The organism is Leucobacter manosquensis (genome assembly GCF_018304845.1).
Taxonomy (GTDB): Bacteria; Actinomycetota; Actinomycetes; order Actinomycetales; family Microbacteriaceae; genus Leucobacter; species Leucobacter alluvii.
Window position 1 is genome coordinate 2,634,664 of the sequence record NZ_JAFEVO010000001.1, and the last position, 13,552, is coordinate 2,648,215.

Here is a 13,552-nt window from a genome sequence, read left to right on the forward strand (position 1 = left end):
AGGCGGGTGCAAGGGGCAAAGCGCGGAATCAAATTCGACCGCCAATCTCGAAGGTGAATTGGACACAGAACACACGGGAGTCTACTGCGTGCGACTGGGAAGTTTGGCGCCGGGTAGGGCGAAGTGAGGCCACCCTTACTAGACTGACGTGGTGACGAATTTTTCGGATGACGTGATCTCGGGCGTGACCCGGCACATGAACGGCGACCATATGGCCGACAACCTCCTGATCGCGCGTGCTTTCGGGCACCCCGGCGCCACCTCGAGCACCATGGTGGGCGTGACCGGCGCCTCCGGCCGATGGCTCGTGACGGATGCCGAGGGAGAGCACGAACTGACGGTGGAATGGCCCGGTGGCCCGATCACGGAGCGACCGGAGATCCGGCGCGAGGTCGTCGCGCTCTACACCGCGGCGTGCGCGAAGCTCGGTGTGCCGGCGCGCGACGAGCACGGCGCGCAGCCGCAGAGCGACGCTGCTGATGCGTCCGTCGACGCGCCAGCCGCAGCGCCAGAGGACCGGCCGTTCTCCGTCGTCATCCGTGAGAGCTCGTGGTCGGATCACTCCGACAGCGAGGGGGCGACGTTCATGGAAGACATCATGCGCGGCAAGGGGTCGCTGCAGGACTACATCGATCTCGTCGCACAGCATTACTTCATGTACGAAGCCCTCGAGGCTGCCGCTGATCAGGTCGCCGCAGACCCGCGCTTCGCCGGCTTCCATTCGCCGTCGCTCGTGCGTCTGCCAGCACTCGAGGCGGACCTCGTGCACCTCATCGGCGCCGACTGGCGCGAGCAGATCGTCGCCGTTCCTGCAACGCTCGAGTATGCGGCGCGCATGCGGGAGGTCGCGGCTGAGGGCTGGGCGGCCGGCGTGGTCGCGCATCACTACACGCGGTATCTCGGCGACCTCTCGGGCGGGCAGTACATCGCGAAGCGCGTCGCGAAGCAGCACGATCTGCCGAGCGCCGGAATCGCGTTCTACGACTTCTCCGAGCTGGGCGATCTCGCCGAGTTCAAGAATCAGTACCGGGCGGCGCTCGATGTTCTCGGCGAGCAGCTCGACGAGGCCGAGCGCGCCCGCATGCTCGACGAGGTGCGCGCGGCGTACGCATTCAATACGGCGGTTTTCCGCGACCTGGGCCAGGCGAAGCTCGCGGTGGCGTAGTCCCCGTCACGCGATGCAGGCTCTGGGGATCGGGCGGAGCCCGATCCCCGCACGCGTACTGTCTTTGCGGCGAGTTCTTCCGCTCAGACGGACTCTTCTTTGCCGCGCATGAACCGGACGACATTGGGGTCGACGATGACGTCGCGCGGCTGCAGCGGACGCTGCAGGTACAGGCCGTCGAGTGAGCGCACGCGGCTCAACGCCACATACGTCTGACCCGCGCTGAAGGCTCTGGGTCCGAGATCGACGACCGCTGCGTCGTAGGTGTGTCCCTGCGACTTGTGCACGGTGACCGCCCAGGCGAGGCGCAGCGGAAACTGCTCGAACTCAGCCACTACCTCTTTCTCGAGTTTCTTCGTCTCGGCGTCGTACCGGTAGCGGTACCGCTCCCAGACCATCGGTTCGACCTCGAACTCCTCGCGATCCACCTCGACCCACACGGTCCCGTCGACGCGCGAGACGGTGCCGATCGTGCCGTTCACCCAGCGCCCGTCCGAGTCGTTCCGCAGGAACATCACCTGCGCTCCCGGTTTCAGCTCGAGCACCTCGTCGGCGGGGTAGGTGTTCTCGCGGAACTCGCCGTTGATCTCGGCGACCGCGCGAAGCGATGAGCCGGTGATCTCGGAGAGGCGCTGGGCGTTCAGGCGATTCACCGTGGCGTTCGTCGTGGCGAGGGTGATGACGTCGCGCGGGGCTGGCCGCGCGCCCGCCGAGTTCAGCTCGTGCGCCTGATCCTCGGTCACGACCCCGTGGCGCACCGCGCCGAGAATCTGTTTGAAACGGTCGTCGCGCTGACGGTGCACTTCGAGCAGTTCGATGGTCGAGAGCGGCGTCGATGTCCACACGTTGGCGTCGAAGAACCACAGCGAGCGGTACGTGTCCGCGAAGTAGGCGCGCTCGTGGGGGTCGCGCGGAGGCACGGGCGGCAATTGGTAGGGGTCGCCGAACATGATGATCTGCGCGCCGCCGAACGGATCGTGCTTCTTGCCGCGCGCGAGGCGCAGCGATCGGTCGATCGCGTCCATCAGGTCGGCCGACACCATGGAGATCTCGTCGATGACGAGGGTGTCGATCGCGGCGAGCATCTTCTTGAGCTCAGCGGGCTGATCCAGCTCGTGGTCCGCGATGATGCCGGTGGGCAGCCGGAGCAGCGAGTGGATCGTCTGCCCGCCGACGTTGAGCGCGGCCACGCCGGTGGGGGCGCATACCGCGATGATCTTGCTCGTGTTCCACGAGAGGTGGTTCAGGATGGTCGACTTGCCGGTGCCGGCGCGGCCGGTGATGAACAGGTGCTCGCGGGTGTGCTCGATGCGTTCGTAGACGGCGAGCTGCTCGGCGGAAAGTTCAGGACGGGCCACCCGAACAGGCTACTGCCCCAGGGCCCGTGCTGCGCGCCTCACCTGGGGGCGCGCACCGGAAGCAGCAGCAGGAGCCCGATGAGCAGCACGGCTCCGATGCCGATGATGCCGAAGATGGTCGCGCCCCCGATCGCGATCGCGATGGTGAAGCCCGCGGGTGCCAGGAACGAGACCGCGCGGCCGGTGGTGGCGTAGAGGCCGAAGATCTCTCCTTCTCGGCCCGGCGGAATGAGCCGGGCGAGGAACGAACGGCTCGCCGACTGCACCGGTCCGACGAAGATGCAGAGCAGGAGACCGAAGATCCAGAACACCCACGTGCCCGAGTCGTGCAGCGCGAAGACGAGCATGGCGCAGATGACCATGAGCACGATCGACCAGACCATGACGCGCTTCGCCCCCAATTGATCCTCGAAGAAGCCGACGAGGATCGTCGCCAGCCCCGCGACGACGTTCGCCGCGATGGCGAAGAGGATCACGGTCGTGTTGTCGAACCCGAAGCTCCGCGCGGCGATCACTCCGCCGAACGTGAAGACGCCTGCGAGCCCGTCGCGGAACACGGCGCTCGCGATGAGGAAGTGCAGGGTGTGCCGCGCATCGCGCCAGAGGCCGGCGACGCTCCGGAACACGTCGGCGTATGCGCGCAGGAACCAGCGTCCCTTGCTCTCGGGGTGAGCGGCCGCCGGGATCTCGGGCACCGCGAAGAAGACGGGGATCGCGAAGACGGCGAACCACGCGGCGGCGAGGAGCATGGCGATGCGCACGTTCCAGGCGCCATCCGAGGTGACGCCGAACCAGCCGACCTCGGGGAAGATGAACCCGACGAGGATGAGGGCGAGCAGTACGATCCCGCCGAGGTACCCCATGCCCCAGCCCAGGCCCGAGATCTTGCCGACGTTGCCGTTGTTCGCGATCTGCCCCAGCATCGCGTTGTAGCTGACGCTCGCGAACTCGAAGGCGACGTTGCCGATCGCGAGCAGCACGAGGCCGAAGATCAAGAACTGCTCGTCCGGGGCCACGAGCACCATCAGCAGGGTGGAGACGACGACGATGCCCGTGTTGATGCCGAGCCAGGTCTTCCGGCGACCCGCCTGGTCGGTGAGGCGCCCGATCACCGGCGCGAACAGCGCGACGACGATGCCGGCGACGAGCAACGCGATCCCGAGCTCGGCCGAGACCTGCTCTTCCGGGCCGAACGGGGCGCTCGTGATGTAGACGCTGAAGACGAAGGTCGTGACGACCGCGTTGAACGATGCCGACCCCCAGTCCCACAGCGACCAGGCGAACACGGTTCGCTTCTTCACGGAGGCGGGGGCGGCTGGGCCCGACGCGGCGGGGGCCGGCAGCACGTGGTCGCTCATGGGATTCAGCGTAGCCCCGTCACGGCTCGGGGCGAGGAGCTTCGCTGCCGTTCATGGCTCCGTCATCTTCCGTTGGTTCCCTGGTGCGCGCTTCCGCTCCGCCGTAGGCTCGGGCCGGAGGCGCAGGAGCTTCCCTGACCCGAGGAGCCAGAATGCCAATCCAGCACACCGTCGTTTTCCGCCTCATCCACGCCAGGGGGTCTTCCAAGGAGGCGGAGTTCTTGGAGTCGGCGGCGCGTGATCTCGCGCAGATTCCCGGCGTGAACGGGTTCACCGTGCAGCGCCAGGTCAGTCCGAAGAGCGGCCTGGAGTGGCAGTTCTCCATGGTGTTCCTCGACGAGAGCGCGTTCCGCGCCTACAACGAGCATCCGGCTCACGTCGAGTTCGTGCGGGCGAGGTGGGCCGTCGAGGTCGCCGAATTCCAGGAGTACGACTTCGTCGTGCACGTGAGCTCGGACGAGCGCTGAGACGCTCGCACTTCTCATTCTGAGAGTTGAGTGGGATCGACTCAAGTTTTGACGTGCAGACTTGACCTTCGCTGAGCGGCGAGTAAACTTGAGTCCAACAGGCTCAACATCGTGAGCACTCGCGCTCTCGTGCGAGTCGGCGGTGACGAGCAGTCTCCGGCCAGGCGCTTCGTCTGGTCGATCCGATCGACAGAAGGAGCACATATGTCACGCGCAGTAGGCATCGACCTCGGCACCACGAACTCGGTGGTCTCCGTACTCGAAGGTGGCGAGCCCACCGTGATCGCGAACGCCGAAGGCCTTCGCACCACGCCCTCGATCGTCGCGTTCACGAAGGACGGGGAGGTGCTCGTCGGCGAGACCGCGAAGCGCCAGGCCGTCACGAACGTCGACCGCACGCTCTCCTCGGTCAAGCGCCACATGGGCACCGACTGGAAGACCGACGAGATCGACGGCAAGCGCTACACCGCGCAGGAGATCAGCGCGCGCACGCTGCAGAAGCTGAAGCGCGACGCCGAGACCTACCTGGGCGACAAGGTGACCGACGCGGTCATCACCGTTCCCGCCTACTTCAACGACGCAGAGCGTCAGGCGACGAAGGAAGCCGGCGAGATCGCCGGGCTCAACGTGCTCCGCATCATCAACGAGCCGACCGCTGCGGCGCTCGCGTACGGCCTCGACAAGGGCAAAGAGGACGAGCTGATCCTCGTCTTCGACCTGGGGGGCGGCACGTTCGACGTGTCCCTGCTCGAGGTGGGCAAGGATGACGACTTCTCGACGATTCAGGTGCGCGCCACGGCCGGTGACAACCGCCTCGGCGGCGACGACTGGGACCAGCGGATCGTGCAGTGGCTGATCCAGCAGTTCAAGTCTTCGACCGGTGTCGACGTGGCGAAGGACAAGATCGCGCTCCAGCGTTTGAAGGAGGCGGCGGAGCAGGCCAAGAAGGAGCTCTCGAACTCGACGAGCACCCAGATCCAGCTCCCGTACCTCTCGCTCACCGAGAACGGTCCGGCGAACCTCGATGAGACGCTCTCCCGCGCCAAGTTCGAGGAACTCACCAAGGATCTGCTCGAGCGCACCCGCAAGCCGTTCCAGGACGTCATCGCCGAAGCCGGTGTGAAGGTGTCCGACATCGCGCACGTCGTGCTCGTCGGCGGATCGACCCGTATGCCCGCCGTGACGGAATTGGTGAAGTCGCTCACCGGCGGCAAGGAGCCGAACAAGAGCGTGAACCCGGACGAGGTCGTCGCCGTGGGCGCCGCACTGCAGGCCGGCGTGCTGAAGGGGGAGCGCAAGGACGTTCTGCTCATCGACGTGACTCCGCTCTCGCTCGGTATCGAGACCAAGGGCGGCATCATGACGAAGCTCATCGACCGCAACACCGCGATCCCGACGAAGCGCAGCGAGACGTTCACGACGGCGGAAGACAACCAGCCCTCCGTCGCCATCCAGGTCTTCCAGGGCGAGCGCGAGTTCACCCGCGACAACAAGAACCTCGGAACGTTCGAACTCACCGGTATCGCACCGGCCCCGCGCGGCGTGCCCCAGGTCGAGGTGACCTTCGACATCGACGCCAACGGCATCGTGCAGGTCTCCGCGAAGGACAAGGGCACCGGCAAGGAGCAGACGATCACGATCTCCGGCGGCTCGACGCTCTCGAAGGAGGACATCGAGCGCATGGTGCGCGAAGCCGAGGAGCACGCTGCTGAAGACAAGCAGCGACGCGAAGCGGCGGAGGTGCGCAACAACGCGGAGCAGCTCGCCTACTCGGTCGAGAAGCTCATCTCCGAGAACGACGACAAGCTGCCCGAGGACGTGAAGACCGAAGTGCAGGGAGATCTCGACGCGCTGAAGCAGGCGCTCGCCGGTGACGACGACGAAGCAGTGAAGAACGCTTCGGAGAAGCTCGGCCAGAGCCAGACGAAGCTCGGCGAGGCGATCTACGCGGCCGCGCAGGCCGAGTCTCCTGCTGAAGGCGGCGCCGATGCAACGTCGAACGACGATGACGTGGTGGACGCCGAAGTTGTTGAAGACGACGAGGAGAAGAAGTAACCATGGCGAACGAGGAACAGCGCACGCCCGGGGAAGACCCGAACGCTGACGAGGTTCCTGCTCAGGAGCCGGAGTCGCAGGACTCCGGCTCCTCGCCCCAGTCCGATCTCACGGTCGATGACATTCTGGGAGCGGAGCAGAGCGACGCCGCAGCGGACGTCGACGCGGCGAACGAGGCAGCGGCGGGGAACGAGGCGGACAACCCGTATCTCGATGATCTGCGGAGGCTGACGGCCGAGTACGCCAACTATCGAAAGCGCACGGAGTCGAACGCGGCCGTCGAGAAGCAGCGGGCGATCGCAGCGGCGGTCTCCCCGATGCTGACGGTGCTCGACGATCTGGATCGCGCTGAGAAGCACGGCGATCTGGCAGAGGGCACGGCGTTCGCAACGATCGCCCAGAAGATTCGCGGAACGTTCGAGCGCATCGGCGTGCAGAGCTTCGGTGAAACGGGTGAAGTGTTCGACCCGCAGATCCACGAGGCCATTGCACAGGTTCCGGTTCCCGGCACCGAGCAGCACACGGTGCTCGACGTCATCGAGCGCGGATATCGCATCGGCGAGGTCGAACTGCGCCCCGCCAAGGTCGCGGTGGCGGTGGGAGCGGATGGCTAGTCAGGATTGGCTCGATAAAGACTTCTACCAGCTTCTCGGCGTCTCGAAAGACGTCGGCGACGCCGAGCTGAAGAAGACTTACCGCAAGCTCGCGCGCAAGTACCACCCGGATTCCAACCCGGGTGACGCGGTTGCCGAGGCGAAATTCAAGGAGATCAGCGAGGCGTACTCGGTGCTCTCCGACCCCGAGCAGCGCGCCGAGTACGATCAGATCCGCGCGATGGGCGCCGGCGGTGCCCGCTTCACCGCGGGTGGCGGCGGAAACCAGGGCTTCGAGGACGTCTTCGGCGGCATGTTCGGCGGAGGCGGGCGCAACACCCATTTCCAGTCGGGCGGCCCTCAGGGCTTCGAAGACATCTTCGGAGGCATGTTCGGCGGAGCTCCACCGCGCGGGCCGCAGTCCGGGCGTGACATCCAGGCCACGACGACCCTCGACTTCGAGACGGCGGTGCAGGGTAAGACGGTCACGTTGCAGGCCTCGACCGGTTCGGTCAAGGTGAAGATCCCTGCAGGAGTCTCCGACGGTCAGAAGATCAAAGTGCGCGGCAAGGGCGAACCGAGCCCCACGGGCGGACCAGCGGGAGACATCATTCTCACCGTGAGCGTGCGCAAGCACCCCGTGTTCGAGCGCGACGGCCAGAACCTCCGCGTGAAGCTGCCGGTGACGTTCTCCGAAGCGGCGCTGGGGGCGACGGTCGAAGTGCCGACACTCGGTGGCGCTCCGGTGAAGCTCAAGGTGCAGCCCGGCACGCCGAGCGGCCGCGTGCTTCGCGTCAAGGGGCGCGGAGTGTCGAGCTCGAAGGGCACCGGCGACCTTCTCGCCGAGGTGCAGATCGTGGTTCCCTCGCATCTGTCGCCAGAGGCGAAGGCGGCGCTCGAAGCGTTCCGCGACGTCGAACCGCAGGAGAACCCGCGAGCCGATCTCCTGGCTCGCGCGAAGGGATAATCTCCTCTCATTGAGCGAGGAGCGCAGTGCCGGCCGTGCGGCCCGCACTGCGCTCCTCGACGAGCCACACGAAAGCAGGTCAGCATCATGGCGAATCCGCAACTGGACCGTTTCACGCCGGTATTCGCCATTGCCGCGGCCGCAGAGCTCGCCGAGATGCACCCCCAGACCCTGCGGCAGTACGACCGCATCGGACTCGTCTCACCGCAGCGCACCCGCGGGAACACCAGGCGGTACTCGCTGCACGACGTGGCCAGGCTGCGAGAGGTCGCGCGTCTCTCCGCAGAAGGGCTCAGCCTCGAGGGCATCCGCCGCGTGCTCGAGCTCGAAGACCAGGTGCGCCGTCTCGAGGGGCGCGTGCGCGACCTCGAACGCGCACTGACGGAGGAACGACTGCAGCGCCCCGACCGCCGCGTCTTCGCGGCCGGATCCGCCGGGGGAGAAGTGGTCACCCTCCGTCGCGGCACGCGCATGCGGCGCAACGCCGAGGTCGTCGTGTGGCAGCCGTGAGCCCGCACGATACCGATGATCGACTCGAGGCCCTGTTCGCGCAGCTGACGCGCGAACCTGATTTCGACGCGCCGGAGCTGCAAGCGTTCGATGCCGCCGACCAGCTCATCCTCCGCACCGCGGCCGACGACTTGGCCGACCACCCATTCGCGGTCCCCTTGGGAGTCGACGACGTCGTCGTCATCGGCGACCGCCATGGCGCACTCACCCTCGGAGCCGCGACCGTGTTCGGAGTCGCGGGGATCCGGACCCATCAGGACCCGCTGCTCGGAGAGCGCGCCCTGGCTCAGAACGCCCGGCGCGTGCAGTTGGCAGGCCGGTACACGAACCACGGGCTCGATGCCGCTGCGCTGACGGGCGCACGGGTCGTGCTCGTGCAACTGCCGCGCGGCCTCGACGCGCTCGCCGAGGTGTCTCGCGCGATCGCGCGCTGGGCGGACCCGGAGGTGCGCGTCTTCGCCGGCGGTCGGGTGAAGCACATGACGCGCGCGATGAATGACGTGCTCGCTCGCGATTTCTCGGAGGTCTCGGCAGGTCTCGGCTGGCGCAAGTCGCGCGTGCTCCGCACGGCAGGGCCCCGAGTGCCGGCGACGATGGAGAGCGCGTTCCCGAGGTGGGGCACCGATCCAGCGCTCGACTTCTCGCTCGCGGCCTTCGGCGCGACATTCGGCGGCCCGGTGCTCGACCACGGCAGCAGGCTGCTCCTCACCACGCTCGCCGACACGCAGCGGCAACCCGCCACGATCGTCGATCTGGGATGCGGCAACGGTGTGCTCGCCGTGTCGGCCGCGCGCCGCTTCCCCGAGGCGCGCGTGCTGGCAACCGATCAGTCCACGGCGGCCGTCGCGGCCACCCGCCTCACGGCCCAGGCGGCGGGGGTGGCGGATCGCATCGCCGTCGAGCGTTCCGACGCGCTCGAGGCGGTGCCCGATGCGTGGGCGGACCTGATCGTGCTCAACCCGCCGTTCCACACCGGCGCGACGGTGCACGCCGGAGTCGGTCATCGCCTCATCCGCGCGTGCCGCCGTGCGCTCGCGCCAGGCGGGGAACTGCGGCTCGTCTTCAACTCGCATCTCGGGTACCGACCGCTCGTCGAGCGAGAGGTGGGGCCGACGCGGCAGCTCGCGCGCAATGCCGTCTTCACCGTGCTGTCGGCGACGCGCGAACCCTGACCGGGACGAGGCCGACGCGGCGCTGCGCGCGGAGGACGCCGGATTGCGGCGCCGCGTGAGGCCGGCGGCGCGCGGTGCTGAGAGTACTGTGGAACCGATATGACGAATTCGGCTCCGGCGTTCCTCTGGCGGCTGGCCCCGAGCATCTACGGGCCGTCGGTGCTCTTCTCATTGGGCGAGTACGCGATTCTGCCGCTCGTCGCCGTCATCGCGGTCGAGATGGGCGCGAGCATCGCGCTCGCCGGGGTGATCGCCTCCGCGGCCGTCGTCGGGCAGGTGCTCGGCAACCTTCCGGCGAGCTGGGTGGTCTCACGAGCCGGTGAACGCGCGGCGATGCTGCTCGCCGCCGCCGTCGCCCTGCTCGGCTGCCTCGGGGTCGCCTTCGCCCCGACTCCAGCGCTGCTCGGCGCAGCCGTGCTCGTCATCGGGTTCGCCGCCGCCTCGTTCGGGCTCGCGCGGCACGCGTTCATGACGACGCGCGTTCCGCTGCACTTCCGGGCTCGGGCCCTGTCGCTGCTCGGCGGAACGAACCGGCTCGGGCGGTTCATCGGCCCGTTCCTCGCCGCGGCCATGATCGCCGCGACCGGCGATCCGGAGGCCCCGGTCTGGGCGTTCGCCGCGTGCCTGGTGCTCGCCGCAGCGCTCGTCGCCTGGGCGCCCGATCCCGAACGCGCAGCGCCTGATCCCGAACGCGCAGCGCCCGACGCCAGCGCCGATGGAAGCGCGCGCAGCACAGTGTCGCGCACCGCGTCGCGCACCGTCCCCAGTGAATCCCGCCCGGGGGTGCTCGGGGCGGTGCGCGACGGCGGGGCGGCGCTCCTGCGCATCGGAGGCGCCTCCGCGATCCTCTCCGGCATGCGGTCGATCAAAGACGTGCTGCTCCCGCTCTGGGGAGTGTCGATCGGACTCGACGCGACGCAGGTCGCGCTGGTCGTCGGCATCTCAGGCACCGTCGACTTCCTCTTCTTCTACACGAGCGGCCAGATCATGGATCGCTTCGGCCGCCTGTGGGCCAGCCTCCCTGCGATGGTCGTGATGGCGATCGGGTTCCTCGTGCTCGCGGGCACGCACGACCTGCCGGGAGCCGGCGTCTGGCTGCTCGTGATCGCGATCGTGGTCGGTCTCGGAAACGGCCTGTCGAGCGGCATCAACATGACGCTGGGCGCTGACCTCGCGCCCGCCGACCATCCGGCGCCGTTTCTCGCGGCATGGCGCACGTTGACCGACTTCGGCGGCGCTGTCGCGCCCCTCGCCGTCTCCGGGCTCGCCGCAGTATCGCTGCCCGTCGCGAGTGTCGCCGCCGGGCTGCTCGCGGTCGCCGGCGCCGTCGGATTCGGGCGATGGATTCCGCGGTATCTGCCGCACGTCGGTCGGCGCCCGCCGCGATCCGCCGACTGAAGTGGTTCCAAGCCGCGGTTTGTAGACTGGTGCAGCGTCGTGCGTCGTCCGCGCGAATCCGCACCCATCTCCGACCGAAGGACTCCCGCGCACCGTGAGCACCACCGATCGCCAGGCTCCCCTGCGTATTCTGCAGGGCTGCGACACCTTCTCTCCAGATGTGAACGGCGCCGCTCGGTTCGCCGAACGCCTCTCAGCCGGGCTCGTGCAGCGCGGCCACGACGTCCACGTCGTCGCACCCGCGAAGCGCCACAGCCAGCACGGCAGCTACGTCGAGACCATCGAAGGCGAGCGCATGACCGTGCACCGGTGGGCGAGTTGGCGCTGGTACCCGCACGACTGGCTGCGGTTCGTGCTGCCCTGGAGGGCGCGCGGATACGCGCGAAAGCTGCTCGACCGGGTGCGACCCGACGTCATCCACATCCAGTCGCACATCGTCATCGGCCGGGCGCTCGCCATCGAGGGCGCGAAGCGGGGCATCCGAATCGTCGCCACGAACCACGTCATGCCGGAGAACGTGCTCGACTTCACGCTGCTGCCCGAGAAGGCGAAGCGCGTCTTCGTGCGCTGGGGCTGGAACGCCGCTGACCGCGTGCTCCGGCTCGCCGCCGCCGTCACCACGCCCACCCGTCGGGCGGCGGACTTCCTCGAGCGCAATACCCACCGCCGCGGCGTGCGACCGGTGAGCTGCGGGCTTCGCGCCTCCGATTACACCGCGGATCTCGAGCCCCGCACCGCGAACAAGCTCGTCTTCGTCGGTCGCGTCACGCTCGAGAAGGAGATCGACGTGATTCTCCGCGCGATCCCGCGCCTCGACGAATCACTCGACGTGCACTTCACCGTCGTCGGCGACGGCGACCAGCGCAAGAATCTCGAGAAGCTCGCCGAAGAACTCGGCATCTCCGATCGTGTCGAATTCACCGGTCGGGTCACCGACGCCGAACTGCGCGCGCACCTCACCAGTGCGAGCGTCTTCACCATCGCATCGATCGCCGAGCTGCAGTCGATCGCGACGATGGAGGCCATGGCCTCGGGTCTCCCCATCGTCGCCGCGAACGCGATGGCGCTGCCGCACCTCGTGCACGACGGGGAGAACGGCTTTCTCTTCCAACCGGGCAACGACCGCGAGCTCGCGAGCCGCATCACCCGCGTGCTGCAGCAGACACCAGAGGAGTACCTGCGCATGCAGCGCGCGTCGCTCGAAGCGGTCACCGTGCACGACATCGATCGCACCCTCGACACGTTCGAGGAGCTCTACCGCGGCGAAGCCGACTCCCGCTGACCGTGCACATCCTCATCGTCACCGATCAGCACCCCGAATCGCTCGGCGGTGTGCAGGTGGCGATCCGCATGCAGCGACGCGCTCTCGAACGCCTCGGGCATCGTGTCACGGTCGCGGCACCCGCACTGCACCGACTCGGCTACTCGACGGCGGAGCCGGATCGCGACGCGTACATCGACCTCCCCTCTCGACCGATCACGCGCGATCGCGAGTACAGCCTCACCTGGCCGGGGAGGGGTGCTGATCGGAGGCTCGCGAACGCGCTCGCGGCCAGGCCGCCCGTCGACCTGGTGCACGTGCAGGGCGACTTCTGGGGAGCGATGAACGGCGTCCGTGCGGCACGAGGTCTCCGGGTGCCGATCGTGCACACGATGCACAATCACGTCGATGAGGGCACGCGCGCCGTGACGCCGCTCGCGCCGCTCGCGTTCGCGGGGCTGCGCGCGTGGCGGCGGCTCGTTCTCGGCCGCCCGCGCGGGGGCGTCGATCCTGCTTCGCGCGGCGCGTGGAGGTACCTGGCCGAGCTCGCAGCCGACGCCGACACCGTCACCGCACCGTCGCAGCACTTCGCCGAGGCGCTGCGACGGCACGGGGTGAGCTCCACCGTGCTCGTCACGCCGAACGGGGTGGACGACGAAGCGGTCGCCGCTGCTCGGGAGGTGCCGCGCTCGGAACGAACTCGCCCGAAGCTCGTGTGGCTCGGGCGCATGAGCCACGAGAAGCGCGTACTCGAGTTCATCGATGCGATCGCGCTGTCGGGAATCGACGCCGACATCGCCCTGCACGGAGCCGGGCTGCTGCTGCCGCGCGTCGAAGAGCGCATCGCTGCGCTCGGGCTCGCCGACCGGGTGACCATCCCCGGGCCGGTGCCCTATCCCGCTGCGCTCGCGGCGCTGCGGGATGCCGACGCCCTGGTGCAGACGTCGATCGGGTTCGAGACGCAGGGCCTCACGCCGTTCGAAGCGGCAGCGCTCGGAACGCCGACCATCTTCTCCGACGCGGAGATCGCCGACGACGTCGACGTCGACCAGAAGTGGGTGGTGGCCGACGGAAGCGTCGCAGCCCTCGCGCGTGCACTGCGGGAGGCCGCCGCGGAATTGGCGGCTGCTCCGGGAGTGCGACGGGTGGATGCGTCAGCGGCGACGCGTTTTCTGCAGTCGGCGCGCAGCGGCGAGATGCTCGCCGTGTACGAGTCGGTGCTCAGCGCCGCTCGCAGCGCCTGAGGGG

General features: G+C 68.2%; 12 protein-coding genes. 10 read left to right on the forward strand and 2 right to left on the reverse strand.

Features of this window, described 5'->3' with window-relative positions; genetic code table 11:
* The first annotated feature begins 151 nt into the window (after window positions 1-151).
* Window positions 152-1,165, forward strand: a complete 1,014-nt coding sequence (locus tag JSQ98_RS12310; protein ID WP_346058636.1) for a biliverdin-producing heme oxygenase — start codon at window positions 152-154, stop codon at window positions 1,163-1,165.
* Between the two features lie 83 nt (window positions 1,166-1,248).
* Here JSQ98_RS12310 and JSQ98_RS12315 read toward each other — a convergent pair whose 3' ends face one another.
* Window positions 1,249-2,523, reverse strand: coding sequence for an AAA family ATPase (locus tag JSQ98_RS12315; RefSeq protein ID WP_090146376.1), 1,275 nt, complete (start codon window positions 2,521-2,523; stop codon window positions 1,249-1,251).
* A gap of 38 nt (window positions 2,524-2,561) precedes the next feature.
* Window positions 2,562-3,881: an MFS transporter gene (locus JSQ98_RS12320; protein ID WP_211649949.1), complete on the reverse strand. Its 1,320-nt coding sequence runs from the start codon at window positions 3,879-3,881 to the stop codon at window positions 2,562-2,564.
* A 152-nt stretch (window positions 3,882-4,033) separates the two neighbouring features.
* Between JSQ98_RS12320 and JSQ98_RS12325 the strand changes: the two genes are divergently transcribed.
* The 9 genes from JSQ98_RS12325 to JSQ98_RS12365 all read left to right on the forward strand — a co-directional run bounded on the left by JSQ98_RS12325 (window position 4,034) and on the right by JSQ98_RS12365 (window position 13,548).
* Window positions 4,034-4,348 (forward strand): Dabb family protein, encoded by a 315-nt coding sequence (locus JSQ98_RS12325; protein ID WP_211649951.1) that lies wholly within the window; start codon window positions 4,034-4,036, stop codon window positions 4,346-4,348.
* Between the two features lie 204 nt (window positions 4,349-4,552).
* Window positions 4,553-6,403 carry a molecular chaperone DnaK gene (gene dnaK / locus JSQ98_RS12330; protein ID WP_200330334.1) on the forward strand — a complete coding sequence of 617 codons (1,851 nt, stop codon included), beginning with the start codon at window positions 4,553-4,555 and terminating at the stop codon, window positions 6,401-6,403.
* 2 nt (window positions 6,404-6,405) lie between these two features.
* Window positions 6,406-7,017: a nucleotide exchange factor GrpE gene (locus tag JSQ98_RS12335; RefSeq protein ID WP_211649952.1), complete on the forward strand. Its 612-nt coding sequence runs from the start codon at window positions 6,406-6,408 to the stop codon at window positions 7,015-7,017.
* The gene (locus tag JSQ98_RS12340; protein ID WP_090146386.1) at window positions 7,010-7,963 is read left to right on the forward strand and encodes a DnaJ C-terminal domain-containing protein; all 954 of its coding nucleotides are present in this window, start codon (window positions 7,010-7,012) and stop codon (window positions 7,961-7,963) included. Before JSQ98_RS12335 ends, JSQ98_RS12340 begins: the two co-directional genes overlap by 8 nt.
* An 87-nt stretch (window positions 7,964-8,050) precedes the next feature.
* Window positions 8,051-8,473 carry a heat shock protein transcriptional repressor HspR gene (locus JSQ98_RS12345; RefSeq protein WP_211649953.1) on the forward strand — a complete coding sequence of 141 codons (423 nt, stop codon included), beginning with the start codon at window positions 8,051-8,053 and terminating at the stop codon, window positions 8,471-8,473.
* A complete protein-coding gene (locus JSQ98_RS12350; protein ID WP_346728790.1) occupies window positions 8,470-9,645 on the forward strand; it encodes a class I SAM-dependent methyltransferase in 1,176 nt (391 codons plus the stop codon). The genes JSQ98_RS12345 and JSQ98_RS12350 overlap by 4 nt, the downstream gene beginning before the upstream one ends.
* A gap of 99 nt (window positions 9,646-9,744) precedes the next feature.
* Window positions 9,745-11,043 carry an MFS transporter gene (locus tag JSQ98_RS12355; RefSeq protein WP_211649955.1) on the forward strand — a complete coding sequence of 433 codons (1,299 nt, stop codon included), beginning with the start codon at window positions 9,745-9,747 and terminating at the stop codon, window positions 11,041-11,043.
* A 94-nt stretch (window positions 11,044-11,137) separates the two neighbouring features.
* Window positions 11,138-12,325, forward strand: coding sequence for a glycosyltransferase (locus JSQ98_RS12360; RefSeq protein WP_090146392.1), 1,188 nt, complete (start codon window positions 11,138-11,140; stop codon window positions 12,323-12,325).
* Window positions 12,326-12,327: 2 nt separating this feature from the next.
* Entirely contained in the window at window positions 12,328-13,548 is a 1,221-nt protein-coding gene (locus JSQ98_RS12365; protein ID WP_211649956.1) for a glycosyltransferase, read from the forward strand.
* Window positions 13,549-13,552: the final 4 nt, after the last annotated feature.

Coding starts and splice junctions, on each gene's coding strand:
- JSQ98_RS12355 (WP_211649955.1), top strand. CDS start 9,745: ATGACGAATTCGGCTCCGGCGTTCCTCTGGCGGCTGGCCCCGAGCATC.
- JSQ98_RS12345 (WP_211649953.1), top strand. CDS start 8,051: ATGGCGAATCCGCAACTGGACCGTTTCACGCCGGTATTCGCCATTGCC.
- dnaK (WP_200330334.1), top strand. CDS start 4,553: ATGTCACGCGCAGTAGGCATCGACCTCGGCACCACGAACTCGGTGGTC.
- JSQ98_RS12325 (WP_211649951.1), top strand. CDS start 4,034: ATGCCAATCCAGCACACCGTCGTTTTCCGCCTCATCCACGCCAGGGGG.
- JSQ98_RS12335 (WP_211649952.1), top strand. CDS start 6,406: ATGGCGAACGAGGAACAGCGCACGCCCGGGGAAGACCCGAACGCTGAC.
- JSQ98_RS12320 (WP_211649949.1), bottom strand. CDS start 3,881: ATGAGCGACCACGTGCTGCCGGCCCCCGCCGCGTCGGGCCCAGCCGCC.
- JSQ98_RS12340 (WP_090146386.1), top strand. CDS start 7,010: ATGGCTAGTCAGGATTGGCTCGATAAAGACTTCTACCAGCTTCTCGGC.